The 23,637-nt window shown below is 64.2% G+C and carries 18 protein-coding genes; 9 read left to right on the top strand and 9 right to left on the bottom strand.

Annotated elements, in window-relative coordinates; all coding sequences use genetic code 11:
• Positions 1 to 14 precede the first annotated feature (14 nt).
• The 8 genes from CCA01S_RS02390 to CCA01S_RS02360 all read right to left on the bottom strand — a co-directional run bounded on the left by CCA01S_RS02390 (position 15) and on the right by CCA01S_RS02360 (position 10,244).
• Entirely contained in the window at positions 15 to 1,217 is a 1,203-nt protein-coding gene (locus tag CCA01S_RS02390) for a DUF2863 family protein (protein WP_066453567.1), read from the bottom strand.
• A 227-nt stretch (positions 1,218 to 1,444) separates the two neighbouring features.
• Positions 1,445 to 4,030, bottom strand: a complete 2,586-nt coding sequence (gene acnB / locus CCA01S_RS02385; protein ID WP_066453564.1) for a bifunctional aconitate hydratase 2/2-methylisocitrate dehydratase — start codon at positions 4,028 to 4,030, stop codon at positions 1,445 to 1,447.
• 123 nt (positions 4,031 to 4,153) lie between these two features.
• A complete protein-coding gene (locus tag CCA01S_RS02380) occupies positions 4,154 to 4,786 on the bottom strand; it encodes an OmpW/AlkL family protein (RefSeq protein WP_066453561.1) in 633 nt (210 codons plus the stop codon).
• A gap of 179 nt (positions 4,787 to 4,965) precedes the next feature.
• A complete protein-coding gene (locus tag CCA01S_RS15165; RefSeq protein WP_084386373.1) occupies positions 4,966 to 5,301 on the bottom strand; it encodes a GNAT family N-acetyltransferase in 336 nt (111 codons plus the stop codon).
• A 7-nt stretch (positions 5,302 to 5,308) separates the two neighbouring features.
• Entirely contained in the window at positions 5,309 to 6,760 is a 1,452-nt protein-coding gene (locus CCA01S_RS02375; RefSeq protein WP_066453556.1) for a bifunctional 2-methylcitrate dehydratase/aconitate hydratase, read from the bottom strand.
• 24 nt (positions 6,761 to 6,784) lie between these two features.
• Entirely contained in the window at positions 6,785 to 8,038 is a 1,254-nt protein-coding gene (prpC, locus tag CCA01S_RS02370; RefSeq protein WP_066453553.1) for a bifunctional 2-methylcitrate synthase/citrate synthase, read from the bottom strand.
• Between the two features lie 88 nt (positions 8,039 to 8,126).
• On the bottom strand, positions 8,127 to 9,026 hold the full coding sequence (gene prpB, locus CCA01S_RS02365) for a methylisocitrate lyase (RefSeq protein WP_066453550.1): 900 nt from the start codon (positions 9,024 to 9,026) through the stop codon (positions 8,127 to 8,129).
• A gap of 228 nt (positions 9,027 to 9,254) precedes the next feature.
• Entirely contained in the window at positions 9,255 to 10,244 is a 990-nt protein-coding gene (locus CCA01S_RS02360; protein ID WP_066453547.1) for a malate dehydrogenase, read from the bottom strand.
• Between the two features lie 195 nt (positions 10,245 to 10,439).
• Between CCA01S_RS02360 and CCA01S_RS02355 the strand changes: the two genes are divergently transcribed.
• The 7 genes from CCA01S_RS02355 (at position 10,440) to gltA (ending at position 16,166) form a co-directional block, all read left to right on the top strand.
• Positions 10,440 to 11,210, top strand: coding sequence for a GntR family transcriptional regulator (locus tag CCA01S_RS02355; protein WP_066453540.1), 771 nt, complete (start codon positions 10,440 to 10,442; stop codon positions 11,208 to 11,210).
• A 65-nt stretch (positions 11,211 to 11,275) separates the two neighbouring features.
• Entirely contained in the window at positions 11,276 to 11,689 is a 414-nt protein-coding gene (sdhC, locus tag CCA01S_RS02350; RefSeq protein ID WP_066453538.1) for a succinate dehydrogenase, cytochrome b556 subunit, read from the top strand.
• The gene (gene sdhD / locus CCA01S_RS02345; protein ID WP_066453536.1) at positions 11,689 to 12,075 is read left to right on the top strand and encodes a succinate dehydrogenase, hydrophobic membrane anchor protein; all 387 of its coding nucleotides are present in this window, start codon (positions 11,689 to 11,691) and stop codon (positions 12,073 to 12,075) included. The genes sdhC and sdhD overlap by 1 nt, the downstream gene beginning before the upstream one ends.
• 1 nt (position 12,076) lies before the next feature.
• A complete protein-coding gene (sdhA, locus tag CCA01S_RS02340; RefSeq protein WP_066453534.1) occupies positions 12,077 to 13,858 on the top strand; it encodes a succinate dehydrogenase flavoprotein subunit in 1,782 nt (593 codons plus the stop codon).
• A gap of 13 nt (positions 13,859 to 13,871) precedes the next feature.
• Positions 13,872 to 14,585 (top strand): succinate dehydrogenase iron-sulfur subunit, encoded by a 714-nt coding sequence (locus CCA01S_RS02335; protein ID WP_066453532.1) that lies wholly within the window; start codon positions 13,872 to 13,874, stop codon positions 14,583 to 14,585.
• A 5-nt stretch (positions 14,586 to 14,590) separates the two neighbouring features.
• Positions 14,591 to 14,854, top strand: coding sequence for an FAD assembly factor SdhE (locus CCA01S_RS02330; RefSeq protein ID WP_066453530.1), 264 nt, complete (start codon positions 14,591 to 14,593; stop codon positions 14,852 to 14,854).
• A 16-nt stretch (positions 14,855 to 14,870) separates the two neighbouring features.
• Positions 14,871 to 16,166: a citrate synthase gene (gltA, locus tag CCA01S_RS02325; protein ID WP_066453528.1), complete on the top strand. Its 1,296-nt coding sequence runs from the start codon at positions 14,871 to 14,873 to the stop codon at positions 16,164 to 16,166.
• Between the two features lie 647 nt (positions 16,167 to 16,813).
• Here the strand turns inward: gltA and CCA01S_RS02320 are convergent.
• Complete coding sequence (locus CCA01S_RS02320; protein WP_066453525.1) at positions 16,814 to 19,108, bottom strand: NADP-dependent malic enzyme; 2,295 nt, start codon at positions 19,106 to 19,108, stop codon at positions 16,814 to 16,816.
• Between the two features lie 306 nt (positions 19,109 to 19,414).
• Here CCA01S_RS02320 and CCA01S_RS02315 point away from each other — a divergent pair, with 306 nt between their 5' ends.
• A complete protein-coding gene (locus tag CCA01S_RS02315) occupies positions 19,415 to 22,294 on the top strand; it encodes a 2-oxoglutarate dehydrogenase E1 component (protein WP_066453522.1) in 2,880 nt (959 codons plus the stop codon).
• A 37-nt stretch (positions 22,295 to 22,331) separates the two neighbouring features.
• Positions 22,332 to 23,537 carry a 2-oxoglutarate dehydrogenase complex dihydrolipoyllysine-residue succinyltransferase gene (odhB, locus tag CCA01S_RS02310; RefSeq protein WP_066453521.1) on the top strand — a complete coding sequence of 402 codons (1,206 nt, stop codon included), beginning with the start codon at positions 22,332 to 22,334 and terminating at the stop codon, positions 23,535 to 23,537.
• Positions 23,538 to 23,637 lie beyond the last annotated feature (100 nt).

Here is a 23,637-nt window from a genome sequence, read left to right as displayed (position 1 = left end):
CGGGTACGGTGGGCTCAGTGGAACTGCACGGGCGCCGGGTCGATTTCTTCGGGCAGCTCGGGGTGCTGCATTTCACCCAGCATGTTGGGGAAGTACGGCGTGCCGCAGTCTTCGCAGAATTCCAGGGGCTGCAGGCCGGGCAGGCGGCGCACGTCCTGGATGCCCGACTCGCGCAGCAGGGCCGCCAGGGTGTCCCAGGTATCGACCTGCCCTTCGGCGCCTTGTTCGAGTGCGGCTTCTTCGCGGTTGAGAGACGGCCAGACGCAGCCGTAGATGACGTCGTTGTTCTGCCGGGTGCAAAAGCCGATGCGGTATTCTTCGGCGCTTTGTTCGCCGCAGGCCACGATGGCGGCGCGCAGCTCGTTGGCGGGCAGGTGCGCCGCCGTCTGCAGCCAGGTGATGGCCGATTTGAGCGTCAGCGGACGGATGCCCTGGTCAGCCTGCCGGGTGCTGCTGTAGAAGGCTTCGGGCGGCAGGTATTCCACCTGGCAGCCAGTGAACAGTGCCTCGACGATGCCGGCGCAGCCTTGTGCCCACTGGGCCGCCACGGTGTCGCGCGTAGGCGGCTGGTCGGGCTGCCGGGTCTGCCACTGGAACACGGGCTGGCCTTGGGGCACGACTGCGACCCCCATGAGGAAATAGGCGTCGGCCAGCAGGTCGTCGGGGATGTCGGCGGGACGCACGATCGGGGCCTCGCGGCGGATGCCGAGCGCCTGTTGCGCCGCCGCCTGCACCCAGTTGCGGGTTTCGCGGAAGGATTGCGGCAGCTGGTCGAAGCGGATGAGTTCGGGCAGCAGGGCCAGACGGGTATCGGCCTGCAGCACGGCGGTGCGCAGCAGCGCGCTGAGTTGCTCGATGTGCGTGGCGTCGAGCTGTCCGGGCGGCAGCTGGTAGCGCGTCCAGGCCAGCAGGGGGGCCGACACCAGCAGGGCTTCGTAGGTCTGCCCTTCGTGGCTCAGGAGGATCGATTCGGAGTGCGCCTCGGCGTGCTCGACCAGCACTTCGTAGGCGGGCGAGCGGCTGTCGAGCAGCTGGTCGAGCGCGGTTTCGACCGCCTGGCCCTGGCGCGTGCTCAGGGCCTTGTCCAGGGCGTCGCCCAGCAGCTTGCCCCACCAGCTGTCTTCAGGCTGGCTGCCGGAGTGCACCAGGGCGTCGGCCAGGGCCATCAGGGAAAGCGACGTCCGGGATGGAGAGGATGTTCTTGAACGGGCGGGCATGGGATATGGGCAGCGGTTGCGGACGAGAAGGAAGAGATGCCAGGGGTGGCTGGTAGCGGGTCTGCCTGCGGCGCGGGGGCATCAGGCATCCGTCTCTAGTTTACCCCGAGCCTGCGGGCCGACCCAAAAGCGCGGCCCCGAGGCCGCCGGATGGATGTCCGGGGCCTCGGGGCCGCTGTCTCCGCCGGGAGGGCGTTCCGTATCGGCGGAACGCCCCGCTGGCGCCGTCAGGCGTCAACCGTGGCGGCGACCGCGGTGAAGTCTTCGATCTGGTCGAAGTTCATGTAGCGGTAGATGTCCTGCTTGTTTTCAGCCAGCAGGCCCATGGACTGCAGGTACTCTTCACGCGTGGGGATGCGCCCCAGGCCCGAGCAGATGGCCGCCATTTCCGCCGAGCCCAGGAACACGTTGGCGTTCTTGCCCAGGCGGTTGGGGAAGTTGCGCGTGCTGGTGGAAAACACCGTGGCGCCTTCGCGCACCTGCGCCTGGTTGCCCATGCACAGTGAGCAGCCCGGCATCTCCATGCGCGCGCCGGCCGTGCCGAAGGTGCCGTAATGGCCTTCCTTGGTGAGTTCGCTCGCGTCCATCTTGGTGGGCGGGGCCACCCACAGCTTGGAGGGCAGGTCGCGCTTGCCTTGCAGCAGCTTGGCGGCAGCCCGGAAGTGGCCGATGTTGGTCATGCAGCTGCCGATGAACACTTCGTCGATCGGCGTGCCGGCCACGTCGGACAGCGTCTTCACGTCGTCCGGATCGTTCGGGCAGGCGACGATGGGCTCTTTGATTTCGGCCAGGTCGATGTCGATGACGGCGGCGTATTCGGCGTCCGCATCGGGTTCGACCAGCTGCGGGTTGGCCAGCCAGGCTTCCATGTTCTTGATGCGCCGCGTGATGGTGCGCGCATCCTGGTAGCCGTTGGCGATCATCCACTTGAGCAGCGTGATGTTGCTGTTCAGGTATTCGATGATGGGCGCTTTGTTCAGGCGCACCGTGCAGGCCGCCGCCGAGCGTTCGGCCGAGGCGTCGGACAGTTCGAAGGCCTGTTCGATCTTCAGGTTGGGCAGGCCTTCGATTTCGAGAATACGGCCTGAGAAGATGTTCTTCTTGCCCTTCTTTTCGACCGTCAGCAGGCCCTGTTTGATGGCGTACAGCGGGATGGCGTTGACCAGGTCGCGCAGGGTGACGCCGGGCTGCATTTCACCCTTGAAGCGCACCAGCACGGATTCGGGCATGTCCAGCGGCATGACGCCGGTGGCGGCGGCAAAGGCCACCAGGCCCGAGCCCGCCGGGAAGCTGATGCCGATGGGGAAGCGGGTGTGCGAGTCGCCGCCCGTGCCCACGGTATCGGGCAGCAGCATGCGGTTGAGCCACGAGTGGATGATGCCGTCGCCTGGACGCAGGGCCACGCCGCCGCGGGTGCTGATGAAGGCGGGCAGTTCGTGGTGCGTCTTCACGTCCACGGGCTTGGGATAAGCCGCCGTGTGGCAGAACGATTGCATCACCAGATCGGCGGAGAAGCCGACGCAGGCGAGGTCTTTGAGCTCGTCGCGCGTCATGGGGCCGGTGGTGTCCTGGCTGCCCACGGAGGTCATGCGTGGTTCGCAGTAGGCGCCCGGGCGCACGCCCGTGCCTTCAGGCAGGCCGCAGGCGCGGCCCACCAGTTTTTGCGCCAGCGAATAACCCTTGCCGGTATCGACGGGGGCTTCGGGCAGGCGGAACAGCGTGGTGGGCGGCAGGCCCAGCGCCGTGCGTGCCTTGGCCGTCAGGCCGCGGCCGATGATGAGCGGGATGCGGCCACCGGCGCGCACTTCGTCGAGCAGCACGTCGGACTTCAGCTGGAATTCGGCGATGACCTGGCCGTCTTTCAGGGCCTTGCCTTCGTAGGGGCGCAGTTCGATGACGTCGCCCATGTTCATGGCCGAGACGTCCAGTTCGATGGGCAGGGCGCCCGAGTCTTCCATGGTGTTGTAGAAGATGGGGGCGATCTTGCCGCCCAGGCAGACGCCGCCAAAGCGCTTGTTGGGCACGAAGGGGATGTCTTCGCCGGTGTGCCAGATGACCGAGTTGGTGGCCGATTTGCGCGAAGAGCCGGTGCCGACCACGTCGCCGACGTAGGCGACCAGGTGGCCCTTGGCCTTGAGTTCGTCGAGCAGCTTGATCGGCCCCACTTGGCCCGGGGCGTCGGGCGTGATGCCGTCGCGCGGGTTCTTGAGCATGGCCAGCGCGTGCAGCGGGATGTCGGGGCGGCTCCAGGCGTCGGGCGCGGGCGAGAGGTCGTCGGTATTGGTTTCGCCGGTCACCTTGAAGACGGTGAGCGTGAGGCTTTGCGGCACTTCGGGGCGGCTGGTGAACCATTCGGCGTCGGCCCAGCTTTGCAGGATGGCCTGGGCGTGGGCGTTGCCGGCCTGAGCTTTTTCTTCGACATCGTGGAAGGCGTCGAAGACGAGCAGGGTCTTCTTCAGGGCGTCGGCGGCCACGGCGGCCAGTTCGGGGTGGTCGAGCAGTTCGATCAAGGCGCCGATGTTGAAGCCGCCCAGCATGGTGCCCAGCAGTTCGGTGGCGCGGGTGGGGCTGATGAGGGCACAGGTCTCTGTGCCCAGCGCCAGCGCGGCCAGGTAGGATGCCTTGACCTGGGCGGCGTCGTCCACGCCGGCGGGCACGCGGTGCGTAAACAGGTCGAGCAGGAACTGCCCTTCGCCCGCGGGCGGGTTCTTGAGCAGTTCGATGAGGTCGGCGGTTTGCTTTGCGGTCAGAGCCAGCGGTGGGATGCCGATGGCTTCGCGAGCGGCGGCTTCGGTGCGGTAGGAGTCCAGCATGGAGGGTGCCCCAGGATGAGAAGGGTTTGAGAACGGCGCTATTGTACGGGGCGAAACGGGGCTTCGGCAAGAGTCTTATATAAGATATAAGACTCTTGCCGAAGTGATCGAACAGACGGGGAATCAGAAACGGTAACCGACCCCCAGGGTGGCGACCCACGGGTTGATTTTGGCCTTGCCAATATCGGTGCCGTTCATGTGTACGGTAGAGGACATGTCGATGTAGCGTACATCGGCGTTCAAGAACCAGCGATCGTTGAGTTTGTAATCCACGCCGACCTGGGCGGCGACGCCCCAGGAATCGTCCAGGCTGATGTCGTTGCCGGACAGCGCACCCCGGGACTTGGTGTCGAAGAACGTCGTGTAGTTCAGACCCACGCCCACGTAGGGCTGGAAGGTGGCATCAGGCAGAAAGTGCCATTGCAGGCTGAGGGTAGGGGGCAGGGTTTGCGTCGAGCCGATTTCGCCCATGCCCTTGGCGTTGATCTTGTTCCTGAACGGCCAGGCTCCCAACAACTCGACGCCGATGTTGCGCGTCGCCATGTAGGTGATCGTGAAGCTGGGGCGGGTGCTGCCGTCGATGTCCAACTTGACCGCACCGTTGGCCACGGTGCCGTTGTTGGATTGAGGTTCGACGTGGCTGACGCCTACTTTGAGCAGGATGTCGCCGGCTTCGTGTGCCGGGGCGGGGCTGGCTGAGAGTGCTCCGGCAAGCAGGGTGCAGGCAAGAAGGGAGTGACGAACGTGGGATGACATGGGTAATTTCCATACACGTTGTGTGGTTATAGGAAACCTCATTTTCCCGGTTCACTGCGAGAGAAGACTTAACCCGGATCAAGAAAATGCTCGCTCGCGTCAATAAATTAACATCTTCGTGATTCAAGCAACAAAAAAACCTCCCGGAGGAGGTTTTTTTGTTGCTTCTGATTCTGAAATCACGCCTGGTGCGTTTGATGGGTGAGATCGAGATATTGTGGATGTCGGCGTATGAAGGCCGCTACGTACGAACACGCTGGCACGACCCGCCAGCCGCGCGCGCGGGCGGTTTCCAGCCCGGTACGCACCAGGTCGGCGGCAATGCCGCGTCCGCCCACCGCTGTTGGTACTCCGGTGTGGACGAATGCCGCCGTTGAACCGTCGAGTTCGTAGTCCAGTACGCACAGGTGGCCTTCCACCGTGCACTCGAAGCGGTGGGCAGCCTCGTTGTGTTGCACCGCGCGGGGCGTGGGCCCCGTGGATGCGCCCGGGCCCAGGGCTGAGGGCGACGGCATGCGGCGATCAGATGACATAGAGATCCACGTATTCGTGCACCGGCATGGCTTCGAGCCTGGCCTGATCCAGCGACACATCCAGGATGTGCTGCTGCTGGCGCGCCGGGAACTGCCGCGCCAGGTTGGTGCGGAACTTGGCCTCGAGCAGCGGAATGCCTTCTTTGCGGCGGCGCTTGTGGCCGATCGGGTATTCGCAGACAATTTCGTCGAGCTTCGTGCCGTCGTTGAACTCGACCGTCAGCGCATTGGCGATCGAACGCTTTTCAGGATCGTGGTAATCCTGCGTGAAGGCCGGGTCTTCCACGCACGTCATTTTCTCGCGCAGGGCGTCGATGCGCGGGTCGGCGGCAATGGCGTCTTCATAGTCGCCCGCCGTCAGGCGTCCGAAGATGATGGGCACCGCCACCATGTACTGCACGCAGTGGTCGCGGTCGGCCGGATTGTTCAGCGGCCCCTTTTTGTCGATGATGCGGATGCAGGCCTCGTGCGTGCGGATCGTGATTTTCTTGATGTCCGCTTCGGTCTTGCCCAGCGCCTTGAGCTTGGCGTGGATCTGCATGGCGCATTCCACCGCCGTCTGCGAGTGGAACTCGGCCGGGAAGGAAATCTTGAACAGCACGTTTTCCATCACGTAGCTGCCATAGGGGCGCTGGAACTTGAACGGCTGGCCCTTGAAGAGCACGTCGTAGAAGCCCCAGACCGGCGCCGTGAGCACCGAGGGATAGCCCATTTCACCCGTGCGGGCCATCAGGGCCAGGCGCACGGCGCGGCTGGTGGCGTCGCCCGCCGCCCACGACTTGCGGCTGCCCGTGTTGGGCGCGTGGCGGTAGGTGCGCAGGCTTTGGCCATCGACCCAGGCGAGCGACACCGCGTTGATGGTTTCGTCGCGCGTCAGCCCGAGCATCTGCGAGACGACCGCAGTAGAGGCCACCTTGACCAGCACCACGTGGTCGAGCCCCACCTTGTTGAACGAGTTTTCGATGGCGATGCAGCCCTGGATTTCGTGCGCCTTGATCATGCCTTCGAGCACGGCGCGCATGGTGAGCGGTGCCTTGCCCGCTGCGACCGCATTGCGCGACAGCCAGTCGGCCACCGCCAGGATGCCGCCCAGGTTGTCGGACGGGTGGCCCCATTCGGCGGCCAGCCACGTGTCGTTGAAATCGAGCCAGCGGATCATGCAGCCGATGTTGAAGGCGGCCTGGACGGGATCGAGCTGGAACTGGGTGCCCGGCACCTTGGCGCCGTTGGGCACCACGGTGCCGGGCACGATCGGGCCCATGAGCTTGCGGCAGGCGGGGTATTCGAGCGCCTCGAGCCCGCAGCCCAAGGTATCGATGAGGCAGTTGCGCGCGGTGTCGAGGGCGAGCGTGCTGTCGATCTTGTAATCGAGCACGTAATCGACGATGTCGACCAGCACCTGATCGGGCTGGGGACGAACGTTGGAAATAGTCGCAGACATTGTGTGTTCCTGAAAGGTTGCGGCTTATTTGCGTTTGGCCAGGGGGACGAATTTCAGATCTTCCGGGCCGACGTAATTGGCCGTGGGACGGATGATCTTGTTGTCGATGCGCTGCTCGATGATGTGCGCCGACCAGCCCGCGGTGCGGGCGATGACGAACAGCGGCGTGAACATGGCGGTGGGCACGCCCATCATGTGGTACGACACGGCGGAGAACCAGTCGAGGTTGGGGAACATCTTCTTGGCGTCCCACATGACGGCCTCGAGCCGCGCGGCGATGTCGAACATCTTGGTCGAGCCGGCGGACTTCGACAGGCGCTGGGCGACGGCCTTGATCACCTGGTTGCGCGGATCGGAGACCGTGTACACCGGATGGCCGAAGCCGATGACGACTTCTTTGGCTTCGACGCGGCGGCGGATGTCGGCTTCGGCTTCGTCGGGGGTGTCATAGCGCTTCTGGATTTCAAACGCGACTTCGTTGGCGCCGCCGTGCTTGGGGCCGCGCAGGGCGCCGATGGCCCCGGTGATGGCCGAGTACATGTCCGAGCCCGTGCCGGCGATGACGCGGCCCGTGAAGGTGGAGGCATTGAATTCGTGTTCGGCGTACAGGATGAGCGAGGTATGCATGGCGCGCACCCATTCGTCGGACGGCGCCGTGCCGTGCAGCAGGTGCAGGAAGTGCCCGCCGATGCTGTCGTCGTCGGTCTCGACGTCGATCTGCTTGCCGTTGTGGCTGTAGTGATACCAGTACAGCAGGGCCGAGCCCAGGCTGGCCATCAGGCGGTCGGCGATGTCGCGCGCGTCGGGCAGGTTGTGATTGTCTTTCTCGGGCAGCACGCAGCCCAGCACGGAGGCCGCTGTGCGCATGACGTCCATGGGATGGCTGGCCGCGGGCAGGGCTTCGAGCGCGATCTGTACCTGCACCGGCAGGCCGCGCAGGCGGCGCAGCTTGGCCTTGTAGGCGTCGAGTTCGGCCTGGTTGGGCAGCTTGCCATGGATGAGCAGGTGGGCGACCTCTTCGAACTCGCAGGTTTCGGCGATGTCGAGGATGTCGTAGCCGCGGTAGTGCAGGTCGTTGCCGCTGCGGCCCACCGTGCACAGTGCCGTGTTGCCGGCGGCGATGCCCGACAGGGCGACGGATTTCTTGGGCTTGAAGCCGGGGGCGGGCGTGGCCGCCGCAGTGCTGGCGGCAGCGGCGGCTTTGGGGGCGGCGGCTTTGCGCGTCGTGGCCTTCGTGGCCGGTGTTTTGGAAGTGGATGTCTTGGGTTCTTTCGCCATCAGAGGTCTCCTTGATTGCTGGAAATGAGCGGGTGCGCGCCCAGGGCGCCGCGCGCGCCGGTTGGGAACCGGCCCGCCGGGCCGCGCGTCAGGACGCCTTGCCTTTGCCTTGTTGAAACAGCGCGTCCAGTTGTGCTTCAAACTGGTGATAGCCGATCCGATCGTACAACTCTTCGCGGGTCTGCATCATTTCGATCACGGAATGCTGATGTCCGTCGCGGCGAATGGCGGTGTAGACCGCCTCGGCGGCCTTGTTCATGGCGCGGAAGGCCGACAGCGGGTAAAGCACCATGCCGACGCCCGCGCTAGCCAGTTCAGGCACCGTGAACAGTGGCGTCTTGCCGAATTCGGTGATGTTGGCGAGGATGGGCACGCTCAGGGCGCTGGAGAATTTTTTGTAGGTCTCGAGGTCGTAGGAGGCCTCGGCGAAGATGGCGTCGGCCCCCGCCTCGACGCAGGCATGGGCGCGCTCGAGCGCGGCGTCCACACCGCTGACGGCAATGGCGTCGGTGCGCGCAATGAGATAGAAGTCGCTGTCGGTGCGGGCGTCGGCCGCCGCCTTGATGCGGTCGGCCATCTCTTCGGTGCTGACGATTTCCTTGCCCGGGCGGTGACCGCAGCGCTTGGCGCCCACCTGGTCTTCGATGTGGCAGCCGGCCGCGCCGAACTTGATGAGCGACTTGACCGTGCGGGCAATGTTGAAGGCCGAGGGCCCGAAGCCCGTGTCGATGTCGACCAGCAGAGGGGTGTCGCAGACGTCGGTGATGCGGCGCACGTCGGTGAGCACGTCATCGAGCGTGTTGATGCCCAGGTCGGGCATGCCGAGCGACCCGGCGGCAACGCCGCCGCCAGACACGTAAATGGCGCGATAGCCCGCGCGCTTGGCCAGCAGGGCGTGGTTGGCATTGATGGCGCCCACGATCTGCAGGGGGGATTCTTCGGTGAGGGCCTTGCGCAGCAAGGCGCCGGGAGAGGCGGGACGGGTCATGAACGGCGCTCCGGTGTGCAGCCGCGCCGGGCAGACCCTGTGCGCGGCAAAGATCGCCCCGGTTGGGGCGGGATTCCAGCTGATGCGGCAGACCATGATGGGCGGGTGGCGCCCGATTGTCTGTCGTCGGCGGGACATTCGGCGCCGACCGCCGCCTGTCGGGCCGCGGCTGGCGCCAGGCCTGGCTGGCGGCACCGCGGTGCGGCGCCAGCCAGCCGGGCCGGGGGGTTACTTCAGCAGATCGGCGATGCCGTCGCGCTCTTCGAGCAGTTCGTTGAGCGTGTGATCCATGCGCTCGCGCGAGAAGGCATCGATTTCCAGGCCGGTGACGCGCGTGTATTCGCCATTGGCGGTGGTGACGGGCACGCCGTAGATGATGCCTTCCGGGATGCCGTAAGAGCCGTCCGACGGGATGCCCATGGTGACCCACTTGCCGTTCGTGCCCAGCACCCAGTCGTGGATGTGGTCGATGGCGGCGTTGGCTGCTGAGGCCGCCGAGGACAGGCCGCGCGCGGCGATGATGGCGGCGCCGCGCTTGCCCACGGTGGGGATGAAGGTATCGCGCACCCAGGCGTCATCGTTGATGACGGCTTGGGCGGGCTTGCCGCCGATGGTGGCAAAGCGCGTGTCAGGGTACATGGTGGGCGAGTGATTGCCCCACACGGCCAGCTTTTCGATGTCGGCCACGGCCGTGCCGGTCTTGGTGGCGATCTGTGCGAGGGCGCGGTTGTGATCCAGGCGCAGCATCGCGGTGAAGTTCTTCGCGGGCAGATCGGGGGCCGACTTCATGGCGATGTAGGCATTGGTGTTGGCCGGGTTGCCCACCACCAGCACCTTGACGTTGCGGCTGGCCACGTCGTTGAGCGCCTTGCCTTGCTCGGTGAAGATTTTGGCGTTGACCTGCAGCAGGTCTTTGCGTTCCATGCCGGGGCCGCGGGGGCGCGCGCCCACCAGCAGGGCCACGTCGGCATCCTTGAAGGCGGTGCGCGGGTCGCTGTGCGCGCTCATGCCCTGCAGCAGCGGGAAAGCGCAGTCATCGAGCTCCATCATCACGCCCTGCAGGGCCTTCTGGGCTTTTTCGTCCGGGATTTCCAGCAGCTGCAGAATGACGGGCTGATCCTCGCCGAGCATGGCACCGGAAGCGATGCGAAACAGCAGGGCGTAGCCGATCTGGCCGGCGGCGCCAGTGACCGCAACGCGCATGGCGGGTTTGGACATAGTGATTCTCCGATAGGATGAGAGGGGTATCCGGGTGTGCTAAAACGCGAAAGAGAGTAGTGTATTTCATCGTTCAGCGTCAAGACTCTTATATCTTATATAAGACAGAAGACTATTAGACATCCGCACTCGGAAATGCGAAAATGCGCACGTTCCAATTTGTAGCATGGGTCACCCTGCAGCGTTTTCGCCGACATGTCAGATTCTCACTTGATCGATCGCCAACAGCCCCTGGGGCGCGCTGCTCACAGCGCGGCATTCAGTCCGCTGTACCAGCAGATCAAGGGGCTGATTCTGCAAGGGCTCGACCGCGGCGAATGGAAGCCCGGCGAAGCCATTCCCAGCGAACTTGAGCTGGCGGCGCGTTTTCAGGTCAGTCAGGGCACGGTGCGCAAGGCCATCGACGAACTGGCCGCCGACAACCTGCTCATCCGCCGCCAGGGCAAGGGCACCTTTGTGGCCACGCACAACGAAGCCAAGGTACGCTACCGCTTCCTGCGCCTGACGCCCGACGACGGCCAGCCCGCCGCCTCCAGCAGCCAGATTCTCGATTGCCGCCGTGCCAAGGCCTCAGCCGACGTGGCCGCCATGCTCGATCTGCGGGCGGGCGACGCGGTGATCAGCATGCGCCGGGTGCTGTCGTTCAACGATTCGCCCACCATCCTCGACGAAATCTGGCTGCCGGGCAGCCTCTTCAAGGGGCTCACGCTCGAATTCCTGCAGCGCTACCGGGGGCCGGTCTATGCCATGTTTGAAACCGAATTTGGCGTAAGCATGGTGCGCGCCGAAGAAAAAATCCGCGCTGTGGCAGCCACCGAGGCCCAGGCCGAACTGCTGCGGATCGGCGCGGGCAGCCCCTTGCTGCAGGTCGAGCGCGTGGCCTACACCTATGGCGACCGGCCGGTGGAACTGCGCCGCGGGCACTACGTCACCGAGCGGTACTATTACCGCAATAGTTTGAATTGATTTCCAGATCGGCGAAAATGCCGTTTTAGGTTCCGAGTTCTTCCATTTACTACTACGAGGGCATTATGTCTGATTCAGCCACAAAGCCGCGTCCGCAGTTTCGTAATCTGGGGTTGACCGACCTCATGAGCTACAAGCTGCCACCCGCGGGCAAAGCATCCATCCTGCACCGCGTCAGCGGCGCACTGTTGTTCCTGGCGTTGCCGCTGGTGCTTCTGCCCTTGTTTGCACAAAGCGTGCACTCGCCCGACAGCTTCGCCACGATGAAGGCCTGGGTTGCCAACCCCGCCTGTAAGATCGTCCTGCTGGTGTTGATGTGGGGCTACTTCCACCATTTCTGCGCGGGCATCCGCTACCTCACCCTCGATCTGCACATCGGCAACGAGCGCATCCCCTCGCAGCGTTCGGGCGCCCTGGTCATCGGCGTGGCGCTGGCGCTCACCGTGGTGTTTGGTCTGAAACTCTTTGGAGCCTGGTAATGTCTGCTCACCACGAACGCATCGGTCGCAAGCGCCTGGTTGTCGGCGCGCACTACGGCACGCGCGACTTCATCGTCCAGCGCTGCACCGCCGTCATCATGGCGGTCTACACCCTGGCCCTGGTGCTCTATTCAGTCTTCGTCCCCAGCCTCGATTTCGAATCCTGGCGCGCTTTCTTCGCCTTTACGGTGGGCACCTTGCCGGTTGGCCAGCTGCTCGCCACGGTCGCTTTCCTGTCGCTTGCCTGGCACGCCTGGGTCGGCGTGCGCGACATCTGGATGGACTACGCTCATTCCGACGGCCTGCGTCTGTTCCTGCAGGTCCTGACCGCCCTCTGGCTCGTTGCCTCGGTGGTCTTCTTTGCTCAAATTCTCTGGAGTCTCTAACGTGGCTGCTGTCAAGAAATCTCTCCCACGCCGCCGGTTCGATGTCGTCGTGGTAGGCGCTGGTGGGGCCGGCTTGCGCTGCGCCCTGCAATTGTCCAACGCCGGGCTCACCGTCGCGGTGCTGTCCAAGGTGTTTCCCACCCGCTCGCACACAGTGGCGGCGCAAGGGGGCGTCAGCGCTTCGCTGGGCAACATGAGCGAAGACCACTGGCAATGGCACATGTACGACACCGTCAAGGGCTCCGACTGGCTGGGCGACCAGGATTCCATCGAATTCATGGTGCGTGAAGCCCCCAACGCGGTCTACGAACTCGAACACTTCGGCATGCCCTTCGACCGCAACCCCGACGGCACCATCTACCAGCGTCCGTTTGGCGGGCACACGTCCAACTTCGGTGAAAAACCCGTGCAGCGCGCCTGTGCCGCCGCCGACCGCACCGGCCACGCCATGCTGCACACGCTGTATCAGCGCAACGTCGCGGCGCGCACCAATTTCTTCGTCGAATGGATGGCGCTCGACCTGCTGCGCAACAACGATGGCGACGTGCTGGGCGTGACGGCCATCGAAATGGAAACCGGCGACATCTACGTGCTCGAAGCCAAGCACACGGTGCTGGCCACCGGCGGCGCGGGCCGCATCTGGGCCGCCACCACCAACGCCTTCATCAATACGGGCGACGGCCTGGGCATGGCGGCGCGCGCGGGCATCCCGCTGCAGGACATGGAGTTCTGGCAGTTCCACCCCACGGGCGTGGCGGGCGCTGGCGTGCTCATCACCGAAGGCGTACGCGGCGAAGGCGGCTTCCTGCTCAACAACAAGGGCGAGCGCTTCATGGAACGCTATGCGCCCCAGCTCAAAGATCTGGCGCCGCGCGACTTCGTCTCGCGCTCGATGGACCAAGAAATCAAAGAAGGCCGTGGCTGCGGCGACGGCGGCCACGTGCTGCTCAAGCTCGATCACCTGGGCGCCGACACCATCAAGAAGCGTCTACCGTCCATCCGTGAGATCGCCATCAAGTTCGCCAACGTCGATCCGATCAAAGATCCGATCCCGGTCGTGCCCACCATCCACTACCAGATGGGCGGCATTCCGGCCAACTATCATGGGCAGGTGCTCACGCACGTCAATGGCCAGGAAAAGGTCGTCAACGGCCTGTACGCCATCGGCGAATGCGCCGCCACCTCGGTGCACGGGGCCAACCGCCTGGGCACCAACTCGCTGCTCGACCTGGTCGTGTTCGGCCGCTCGGCGGGCAACTTCATCGTCGATCAGCACCCTGAAAAGCAGCACAGCCACCAGGTGCTGCCCGACACCGACATCGAGGCCTCGCTCGACCGCGTCAACCGCCTCGAAGCCCGCACCTCCGGTGAAAAGCCGCAAGACGTGGCCCACAAGATGCAACGGGCCATGCAAAGCCACTATGGGGTGTTCCGCAAGCTCGACGTGCTGAAAGAAGGCGAGAAGGTCATCAGCGACCTGGTGCCGGAAGTCAACAGCATGTACTTCTCCGACAAGTCCAAGGTGTTCAACACGGCGCGTCTCGAAGCCCTGGAGATCACCAACATGATCGAAGTGGCGCGTGCCACGGCCAAGTCGGCTGCCAACCGCCTCGAATCGCGCGGCGCACATGCCCTCGAAGAATACCCCGAGCGCGACGACGTCAACTGGCTCAAGCATTCCCTGTGGTTCTCCGACGACAAAGACGGCCACCTCGATTACAAGCCGGTGCGCATGAAACCCCTGACCGTGGATACCATCCCGCCCAAGGCGCGTACCTTCTAATCTGGATATTGTCATGACCAAACGAATCGTGAAATTCGAGATCTATCGCTACGATCCCGACAAGGACGAACGTCCTTACATGCAGAAGCTCGAAGTCGAACTACAGCCGTCCGACAAGATGCTGCTCGACGCCATCCTGCGCATCAAAAACGAGGTTGACGACAGCCTGGCGCTGCGCCGTTCGTGCCGCGAAGGCGTGTGCGGCTCCGATGCCATGAACATCAACGGCCACAACGGCCTGGCCTGCACCACCAACCTGCTCACACTCAGCGAGCCCATCGTGCTCAAGCCGCTGCCCGGCCTGCCGGTGGTGCGCGACCTCATCGTCGACATGACGTTCTTCTACGATCAGTACCACTCCATCAAGCCGTACCTGATCAACGACGAACCGCCCCCCGAGAAAGAGCGTCTGCAGTCGCCCGAAGAGCGCGAAGAACTCAACGGCCTGTACGAATGCATCTTGTGCGGGTGCTGCTCCACGGCCTGTCCGTCCTTCTGGTGGAATCCCGACAAATTCGTCGGGCCGGCGGGGCTGCTGCAGGCGTACCGTTTCATTGCCGACTCGCGCGACCGTGCCACGAGCGAGCGTCTCGACAACCTCGAAGACCCGTACCGGCTTTTCCGCTGCCATACGATCATGAACTGCACCGAGGTCTGCCCCAAGGGCCTGAACCCGTCGGCAGCCATTGGCAAGATCAAGGAAATGCTGGTTCGGCGGACGGTGTAGTCCGCATGTCCAGCGATCTGTCTGATCTGGATCGTGCCCGCCTGCGCTGGCGGGCACGTCGCGGCCTGCTCGAAAACGACCTCATCATCACGCGGTTTCTCGATGCCTTCGAGACCCAGCTGACCGAGGCCGACGTGCGGGCGCTGACGCAGCTTTTTGAAATGGGCGACAACGAATTGCTCGACGTCCTGCTGGGACGCACCGAGGTGTCTGGTGTATATGACACCGCCGACATCCGGCGGCTCGTCGAGCAGATGAAAGCGCTGTAACTTAAAGGAAAATCACATGCAGCTATCCGATAAAAAAGCCACGCTATCGTTCTCCGACGGCAGCCCTTCGGTCGATTTCCCCGTCTACCGGGGCACCGTGGGCCCCGAGGTGGTCGATATCCGCAAGCTTTACAGCCAGACCGGGATGTTCACCTTTGACCCCGGCTTCCTGGCGACCGCGTCGTGCGAATCGGCCATCACCTTCATCGATGGCGACAAGGGCCAGCTGCTGTATCGCGGCTATCCCATCGACCAGCTGGCAAAGAAATGTGATTTTCTCTCCATTGCCTACCTGATCATGAACGGCGACCTGCCGGACGCCCAGCAGAAGCGCGATTTTGACGATCTGGTCACGCACCACACCCTGGTGCACGAGCAGATGCACACCTTCCTGCAAGGGTTCCGCCGCGACGCCCACCCGATGGCCGTGCTCACGGGCCTGGTGGGCGCCCTGTCGGCCTTCTATCACGACTCCACCGACATCACCAACCCGGTGCACCGCGAAGTCTCAGCCATCCGCCTGATCGCCAAGATGCCGACGCTGGTGGCCATGGCCTACAAGCATTCCCTGGGCCAGCCCTTCATCTACCCGAAGAACGATCTGTCCTACACGGGCAACTTCCTGCGCATGATGTTCGCCACGCCGTGCGACGACTATGAAGTCAACGACGTGGTCGAACGCGCGCTCGACCGCATCTTCATCCTGCACGCCGATCACGAGCAAAACGCCTCCACCTCCACCGTGCGCCTGTGCGGTTCGTCGGGCACCAACCCGTTTGCCGCCATCGCGGCTGGCGTGGCCTGCCTGTGGGGCCCGGCACACGGCGGCGCCAACGAGGCCTGCCTGAACATGCTGGAAAACCTCCAGGCCAACGGCGGCGTGGCCAAGGTGGGCGAGTTCATGGAGAAGGTCAAGGACAAGAACTCGGGCGTGCGCCTGATGGGCTTTGGCCATCGCGTCTACAAGAACTTCGACCCGCGCGCCAAGATGATGCAGGAAACCTGCCGCGAAGTGCTCGACGCGCTGGGCCTGCACGACGACCCGCTGTTCAAGCTGGCCATGGAAGTCGAACGCATCGCCCTCGAAGACCAGTACTTCGTCGAGCGCAAGCTGTACCCCAACGTCGATTTCTACTCGGGCATCGTGCAACGCGCCATCGGCATCCCGACATCGCTGTTCACGGCGATCTTCGCCCTGGCCCGCACGGTGGGCTGGATCGCCCAGTGGAACGAAATGCTCTCCGACCCCAACTACAAGATCGGTCGCCCGCGCCAGCTGTACACCGGCGCTGCGGTGCGCGACGTGAAGTAACCTTTCTTCCGTCGCTTTCTTAGCAATAAAAACGGGCCGTTTGGCCCGTTTTTATTGCCTGGCTGTCTGTGTGGTGGGCGGAGGATTTCCTGCCAGGGCCAGGCGGCCCTTCGGGCTTCCCCGATCTGCCTCGTACGCCGGGGCGGTGCCCTATATCGTCCCTTCGGGCCGATCGAGGGCACCGACTTCCCCCCCGGCTCCCTTCGTCAGCATCGGGCGCCCGGCAACAGGCAGGAAATCCTCCGCCCACCACACAGACAGCCAGAGGGTAGACCGTTCTTCGCTCCAGCGGTTTGCGCCATTGCAGTCTGGTGGGTGTGGAAAGGGGTATTTGGGCCTGTTGGATGGCGCCCGATGCTGACGAAGGGAGGGCTGGAGGTTTCGGCGGGCGCTGTCTGAGGAGCGAAGCGACGAGTTCGCCCGCCGCCAGCCCGTACGAGGCAGATCGGGGGAGCCCGAAGGGCCGCCAGACCCTGGCCCAAATACCCCTTTCCACATCCACCAGACGGGTCAAGAACCCGAATAGCAGCATCAAGAAGCCAGATGACGGCATCAAGAACACAGATGGCCGTCTCGTGAGTCACCATAAAAAATGGGCGGGGATTCCCCGCCCATTTCGACAAGTACGACAGCGAAGCAACAGTCGGTCAGGCGACCTGGCCCGCCTCTTGCTGCGCGTCCACCACCGCCAACGCCGTCATGTTGACGATGCGGCGCACCGTCGAGCTGGTGGTGAGGATGTGCACCGGGCGCGCCGCGCCCAGCAGCACCGGCCCCATCGCCACCCCATGGCTGCCCGTCATCTTCAGCATGTTGTAGGTGATGTTGCCCGCGTCCAGGTTCGGCGTGATCAGCAGATTGGCCGGCCCCTTCAGCGCCGTATCGGGATAGGACTTCGTGCGGATCGTTTCCGACAAGGCCGAATCGGCGTGCATCTCGCCATCCACCTCGAGATCCGGTGCACGCTCGGCAATGATGCGGCGCGCTTCGGCCATCTTGCGGGAAGATGCCGTCGGGCGGCTGCCGAAGTTGGAGTGCGAGAGCAGGGCGATCTTCGGCACGATGCCAAAGCGGCGGACTTCCTCGGCGGCCAGGATCGTCATATCGGCGATCTGTTCGGCGTCGGGGTCTTCGTTGACGTGCGTGTCGCAGATGAACAGCGTCTGCGTCGGCAGCATCAGCACGTTCATGGCCGCATACGTGCGCGCCGTGGGCTTGAGGCCAATGACCTCCTGCACGTACTTCAGCTGATTGTCGAAGCGGCTGGCCACCCCGCAGATCATCGCATCGGCGTCGCCGCGCTGCAGCAGCATCACGCCGATGAGCGAATTGTGCTTGCGCACCATCGCCTTGGCGATGTCCGGGGTCACCCCGGCGCGGGCCTGCAGCTTGTAGTAGGCGTTCCAGGTTTCGTTGAAGCGGCTGTCGTTTTCCGGATCGACCACCTCGACGTTTTCGCCGGGCACCAGGCGCAGGCCGAACTTCTGGATGCGCATGTCGATCACCGAGGGACGGCCCACCAGGATCGGGAAGGCGAACTTCTCGTCGATCACCGTCTGCGCCGCGCGCAGGACGCGCTCGTCTTCGCCGTCGGCGTAGACCACGCGCTTGGGCGCCGCCTTGGCCTGGTGGAACAGCGGGCGCATCAGCTGGCCGGAGTGATAGACGATGCTCATCAGCGACTGGCGGTAGGCGTCCATGTCCTCGATGGGACGGCGCGCCACGCCCGAGGCCGCGGCGGCTTCGGCGACCGCGGGGGCCACCTTGACGATGAGGCGCGGGTCGAACGGCTTGGGGATGATGTAATCCGGCCCGAAGCTGAGATCCTGGTCGGCGTAGGCGCCGGCCACTTCAGCGCTGGCCTCGGCCTCGGCGAGTTCGGCGATCGCCTTTACGCAGGCGAGCTTCATCTCTTCATTGATGACCGTGGCGCCGCAATCCATGGCGCCGCGGAAAATGAAGGGGAAGCACAGGACGTTGTTGACCTGGTTGGGGTAGTCGGAGCGGCCCGTGGCCACCACGCAGTCCGGGCGCGCCGCCTTGGCGTCTTCCGGGCGGATTTCCGGGTCGGGGTTGGCCAGCGCCAGGATGAGCGGGCGGTCGGCCATGCTGCGCACCATGTCTTGCGTCAGCACGCCGGGGGCCGAGCAGCCCAGGAAGACATCGGCACCCCGGCAGACGTCGGCCAGCGTGCGCGCGTCGGTCTGCTGCGCGTAGCGCGCCTTGTTGGGTTCCATCTTTTCGTCGCGGCCCTGCCAGATGACGCCGCGCGAATCGACCACGTAGATATTCTTTTGCGCGATGCCCAGCTTGACCAGCAAGTCGAGGCAGGCGATGGCCGCGGCGCCCGCGCCCGAGCACACCAGCTTTACCTCATCCATCCGCTTGCCCACGACCTTCAGGCCGTTGAGCACGGCGGCCGAGGAAATGATGGCCGTGCCGTGCTGGTCATCGTGGAAGACGGGGATTTTCATGCGCTCGCGCAGCTTCTTCTCGATGTAGAAGCACTCGGGCGCCTTGATGTCCTCGAGGTTGATGCCGCCCAGGGTGGGTTCGAGCGCGGCGATGATGTCCACCAGCTTGTCGGGATCGTGTTCGTTGAGTTCGATGTCGAACACGTCGATGCCGGCGAATTTCTTGAACAGGCAGCCCTTGCCCTCCATGACGGGCTTGGCGGCCAGCGGGCCGATGTTGCCCAGGCCCAGCACCGCCGTGCCGTTGGTGACCACGCCCACTAGGTTGGCGCGCGAGGTGTATTTGGCCGCGGCGGCTTCGCCCTCGGCGTGGATCGTCATGCTGGCGATGGCCACGCCCGGCGAGTAGGCGAGGGTCAGGTCGTCCTGGTTGGCCAGCGGCTTGGTGGGGACGACGGAAATCTTGCCCGGCGTCGGAAACGCATGGTAATCAAGCGCCATTTTGGCGCGATCATCTTTCAGGTCCATGATGACGAGAGCTCCTGCTGATTTATTGATTTCATGTTGCCGGGATCGGCCATAGACAGGCTAATCCGCGACAGTGTTTGTTAATACCAACGCCAATCTCGTGAAAAGGGGCATAGACCGGGCGTTTTGGGCTGGTCAGTTTATACCTGCGTGGTAAGGCGGGTATACTTTACCCTTAATACGGCTTATGCAAGGCGTCGTACATCAGCCTTCTGCCCCTGCTATCCGCTATCCGGTCTGGCCGTGTCGCGGAAGGTTTTTTAATCTGCATCGTTCGGGTGAAGCACCCGTCAGGTGAAGCGCACAATGTCAACGGAACTAGAACTCCAGTCCAACTCCTATCTTTTCGGCGCCAATGCCCCCTACGTAGAAGAACTCTACGAAGAATATCTCAACGATCCGGGTTCCATTCCAGACCAGTGGCGCTCGTACTTCGATCAGCTGCAGCACCAGCCGGCCGCCGATGGCCGCGAAACCACCCGCGACCAGGCCCACGCGCCCATCATCGCCTCGTTTGCCCAACGCGCCCGTGAAAACGTCTTCCAGGTGCGCCCGGCCCAGGCCTCCGACCAGGCCCTGGCCATCGCCAGCAAGCAGGTCTACGTTCAGTCCATCATCGCCGCGTATCGCTCGATGGGCGTGCGCATCGCCCAGCTGGACCCCCTGAAGCGCCGCGAGCGCCCGCAGATCCCCGAGCTCGATCCGGCCTTCTATGGCCTGTCCGAAGCCGATCTCGACCAGATCTACTCGGCCACCAATACGTATTTCACCAAAGCCGACACGATGACCATGCGGGACATCATCAAGGCTTTGCAAGATACATACTGTCGCAACATCGGCGTCGAGTTCATGTATATCGCCGACCCCACCGTCAAGCGCTGGATTCAGGAGCGTCTCGAATCCACCCTGGGCGTGCCCGAATTCACAGTCGAACAAAAACGCAACATCCTGCAGCAGGTCACCGAGGCGGAAGGCCTCGAGCGCTTCCTGCACACCAAGTACGTCGGCCAGAAGCGCTTCTCGCTCGAAGGCGGTGAAAGCTTCATCGCCGCCATGGACGAAGTCGTCAACCACGCGGGCGAAAGCGGCGTGCAGGAAATCGTCGTGGGCATGGCCCACCGCGGGCGCCTCAACCTGCTGGTCAACGTCATGGGCAAGATGCCGGGCGACCTGTTTGCCGAATTCGAAGGCAAGCACACGCAGGCGCTCAGCGACGGCGACGTCAAATACCACAACGGCTTTTCCAGCGACCTCTCCACCCGGGGCGGCCCGGTGCACCTGTCGCTGGCGTTCAACCCCTCGCACCTCGAAATCGTCAACCCGGTGGTCGAGGGCAGCGTGCGCGCCCGCCAAGACCGCCGCGGCGATCCCGAAGGCGACCAGGTGTTGCCCGTGCTGGTGCACGGCGATGCCGCCTTCGTCGGCCAGGGCGTGGTCATGGAAACCCTCAACCTCGCCCAGACGCGCGGCTACGGTACTGGCGGCACGCTGCACATCGTCATCAACAACCAGATCGGCTTCACCACCTCCGACCCGCGCGACACGCGTTCCACGACGTACTGCACCGACGTGGTCAAGATGATCGAAGCGCCGGTCTTCCACGTCAATGGCGACGATCCCGAAGCCGTGGTGTTCGTCACCAAGCTGGCGCTCGATTACCGCCAGACTTTCCGCCATGACGTGGTGGTGGACATCGTCTGCTTCCGCAAGCTGGGCCACAACGAGCAAGACACCCCGTCGCTCACGCAGCCGCTCATGTACAAGAGCATCGGCAAGCACCCCGGCACGCGCAAGGTGTACGCCGACCGCCTGGTGGCGCAAGGCACGCTGGCCGAGAACGAGCCCGACGAACTGGTCAAGAACTACCGTCAGCTGATGGAAGACGGCCAGCGCACGGTCGAGCCCGTGCTCACCGACTACAAGAACAAGTACGCCACCGATTGGTCGCCGTTCCTGGGCGCCAAATGGACCGACCACGCCGATACCGGCGTGCCGCTGGCCGAACTCACTCGCATCGGCGAAAAACTGACCCAGGTGCCTGAAGGCTTCACCGTGCACCCCCTGGTCAGCAAGCTGCTCAACGATCGCCTGGCCATGGCGCGCGGCGAGCATCCCCTCGACTGGGGCATGGGCGAACACCTGGCCTTCGCCACCCTGGTGGCCAATGGCTATGCCGTGCGCATCACCGGGCAAGACTCCGGGCGCGGTACGTTCAGCCACCGCCATGCTGTCTTGCACGATCAAAAGCGCGAACGCTGGGATGCGGGCAGCTACGTGCCGCTGCAAAACGTCTCCGATGGGCAGGCACCTTTTACGGTCATCGATTCGGTGCTGTCCGAGGCCGCCGTGCTGGCCTTCGAATACGGCTACGCCACCACGCAGCCCAATATGCTCACCATCTGGGAAGCCCAATTTGGCGACTTCGCCAATGGCGCACAGGTGGTCATCGACCAGTTCATCGCGGCGGGCGAAGCCAAGTGGGGCCGTGCTTGCGGCCTGACGCTGATGCTGCCGCACGGCTACGAAGGGCAAGGCCCCGAGCACTCGTCGGGGCGCATCGAGCGCTTCCTGCAGCTGTGCGCCGACAACAACATGCAAGTGGTGCAGCCGACCAACGGCGCGCAAATCTTCCACGTGCTGCGTCGCCAGATGATTCGTCAGTTCCGCAAGCCGCTGGTCATCTTCACGCCGAAGTCGCTGCTGCGCAACAAGGCTGCGGCCTCGCCGCTGGACGACCTGGCCACAGGCACCTTCCAGCCCGTCATCGGTGAAGTCGATGCCGGCATCGTGGCCGCCGAGGTCAAGCGCGTGCTGGTGTGCTCGGGCAAGGTCTACTACGACCTCGTCCACGCTCGCGACGAGCAAGGCCGCAAGGACGTCGCCATCCTGCGCATCGAGCAGCTCTATCCCTTTGCGCACAAGTCCTTCCAGACCGAACTGCAAAAGTACCCCAACGCCAAAGAGCTGGTCTGGGTGCAGGACGAGCCGCAGAACCAGGGGCCCTGGTTCTACGTGCAGCATCACCTGTACGAAAACATGAACGACGGTCAGAAGCTGGGCTATGCCGGTCGCGCCGCGTCGGCGTCGCCCGCCGTGGGCTATATGGCCAAGCACCAAGAGCAGCAGAAGGCGCTCATCGAGCAAGCCTTCGCGCCCAAGCTCAAAAGCTTTTCGCTGATCAAGTAATCCGAAACCTCAAAGACAGATAAACGGGAAAACAACCATGGCTATCACTGAAGTCCTCGTCCCTCAGCTTTCCGAATCCATCTCCGAAGCCACCCTGCTCAACTGGAAGAAGCAGCCCGGCGAAGCCGTCGATGCGGATGAAATCCTCATCGAGGTCGAAACCGACAAGGTCGTGCTCGAAGTGCCGGCGCCCGCCGCGGGCGTGCTGGCCGAGATCGTGAAGGGCGACGGCGCCACCGTCACCTCGGGCGAGGTTCTGGCGCGCATCGATACGGCCGCCAAGGCGTCCGCCCCGGCGCCCAAGGCCGAAGCACCGGCTGCCCCCGCCGCCGCGCCCGTGGCCACTGCAGCTCCGGCCGCCAAATCGTCGGTGGCGTCGCCCGCCGCAGGCAAGATTCTCTCCGAAAAGGGCATCGATCCCGCCACCCTCGAAGGCACTGGTCGTGCTGGCCGTGTCACCAAGGGCGACGCCCTGGCCGCCTCGGCCGCGCCGGCCGCCGCGCCCGCCACGCCGACGGCGCCGGTGCCGGTGGGCCTGGACGGCCGCCCCGAACAGCGCGTGCCCATGAGCCGTCTGCGCGCCCGCGTGGCCGAACGCCTCATCCAGTCGCAATCCGAGAACGCCATCTTGACGACCTTCAACGAGGTCAACATGCAGGCCATCATGGACCTGCGCAAGAAGTACAAAGAAGCCTTCGAGAAAGAACACGGCGTCAAGCTGGGCTTCACGTCCTTCTTCGTGAAGGCGGCGGTGGCCGCGCTCAAGCGCTACCCCGTCGTCAACGCCTCGGTGGATGGCAAGGACATCATCTACCACGGCTACTTCGACATCGGCGTGGCCGTGGGCAGCCCGCGTGGCCTGGTGGTGCCCATCCTGCGCAATGCCGACCAGCTGTCGCTGGCCGACATCGAAAAGCAGATCGCCGACTTTGGTCGCCGCGCGCAAGACGGCAAGCTCACGCTCGACGAACTCACCGGGGGCACGTTCTCCATTTCCAACGGCGGCGTGTTCGGCTCCATGCTCTCGACGCCCATCATCAACCCGCCGCAATCGGCCATCCTGGGCATCCACGCCACCAAGGATCGGCCCGTCGTCGAGAACGGCCAGATCGTCATCCGCCCGATGAACTATCTGGCGCTGTCCTACGACCACCGCATCATCGATGGCCGCGAGGCCGTGCTGGCCCTGGTGGCCATGAAAGAAGCCCTGGAAGATCCGCAGCGCCTGCTGCTGAGCGTCTAAGCGCTTTCCATGACCCGCGTCATGCACCCGGCGTCTGTTCCGGGTGCATTGCCCTTCGCCGACCCCTTCGCCCGCCGCGCCGCCTGGCGTGGCGGGCGGG

The organism is Castellaniella caeni NBRC 101664 (assembly GCF_001592225.1).
Taxonomy (GTDB): Bacteria; Pseudomonadota; Gammaproteobacteria; order Burkholderiales; family Burkholderiaceae_B; genus Castellaniella; species Castellaniella caeni.
This window is presented reverse-complemented; position numbering and strand designations above follow the sequence as displayed.

Bases quoted from the DNA above. Each gene is read 5' to 3' on its own strand.
- CCA01S_RS02390 (WP_066453567.1), bottom strand. From the start codon at position 1,217: ATGCCCGCCCGTTCAAGAACATCCTCTCCATCCCGGACGTCGCTTTCC.
- acnB (WP_066453564.1), bottom strand. From the start codon at position 4,030: ATGCTGGACTCCTACCGCACCGAAGCCGCCGCTCGCGAAGCCATCGGC.
- CCA01S_RS02380 (WP_066453561.1), bottom strand. From the start codon at position 4,786: ATGTCATCCCACGTTCGTCACTCCCTTCTTGCCTGCACCCTGCTTGCC.
- CCA01S_RS15165 (WP_084386373.1), bottom strand. From the start codon at position 5,301: ATGCCGTCGCCCTCAGCCCTGGGCCCGGGCGCATCCACGGGGCCCACG.
- CCA01S_RS02375 (WP_066453556.1), bottom strand. From the start codon at position 6,760: ATGTCTGCGACTATTTCCAACGTTCGTCCCCAGCCCGATCAGGTGCTG.
- prpC (WP_066453553.1), bottom strand. From the start codon at position 8,038: ATGGCGAAAGAACCCAAGACATCCACTTCCAAAACACCGGCCACGAAG.
- prpB (WP_066453550.1), bottom strand. From the start codon at position 9,026: ATGACCCGTCCCGCCTCTCCCGGCGCCTTGCTGCGCAAGGCCCTCACC.
- CCA01S_RS02360 (WP_066453547.1), bottom strand. From the start codon at position 10,244: ATGTCCAAACCCGCCATGCGCGTTGCGGTCACTGGCGCCGCCGGCCAG.
- CCA01S_RS02355 (WP_066453540.1), top strand. From the start codon at position 10,440: ATGTCAGATTCTCACTTGATCGATCGCCAACAGCCCCTGGGGCGCGCT.
- sdhC (WP_066453538.1), top strand. From the start codon at position 11,276: ATGTCTGATTCAGCCACAAAGCCGCGTCCGCAGTTTCGTAATCTGGGG.
- sdhD (WP_066453536.1), top strand. From the start codon at position 11,689: ATGTCTGCTCACCACGAACGCATCGGTCGCAAGCGCCTGGTTGTCGGC.
- CCA01S_RS02335 (WP_066453532.1), top strand. From the start codon at position 13,872: ATGACCAAACGAATCGTGAAATTCGAGATCTATCGCTACGATCCCGAC.
- CCA01S_RS02330 (WP_066453530.1), top strand. From the start codon at position 14,591: ATGTCCAGCGATCTGTCTGATCTGGATCGTGCCCGCCTGCGCTGGCGG.
- gltA (WP_066453528.1), top strand. From the start codon at position 14,871: ATGCAGCTATCCGATAAAAAAGCCACGCTATCGTTCTCCGACGGCAGC.
- CCA01S_RS02320 (WP_066453525.1), bottom strand. From the start codon at position 19,108: ATGGACCTGAAAGATGATCGCGCCAAAATGGCGCTTGATTACCATGCG.
- CCA01S_RS02315 (WP_066453522.1), top strand. From the start codon at position 19,415: ATGTCAACGGAACTAGAACTCCAGTCCAACTCCTATCTTTTCGGCGCC.
- odhB (WP_066453521.1), top strand. From the start codon at position 22,332: ATGGCTATCACTGAAGTCCTCGTCCCTCAGCTTTCCGAATCCATCTCC.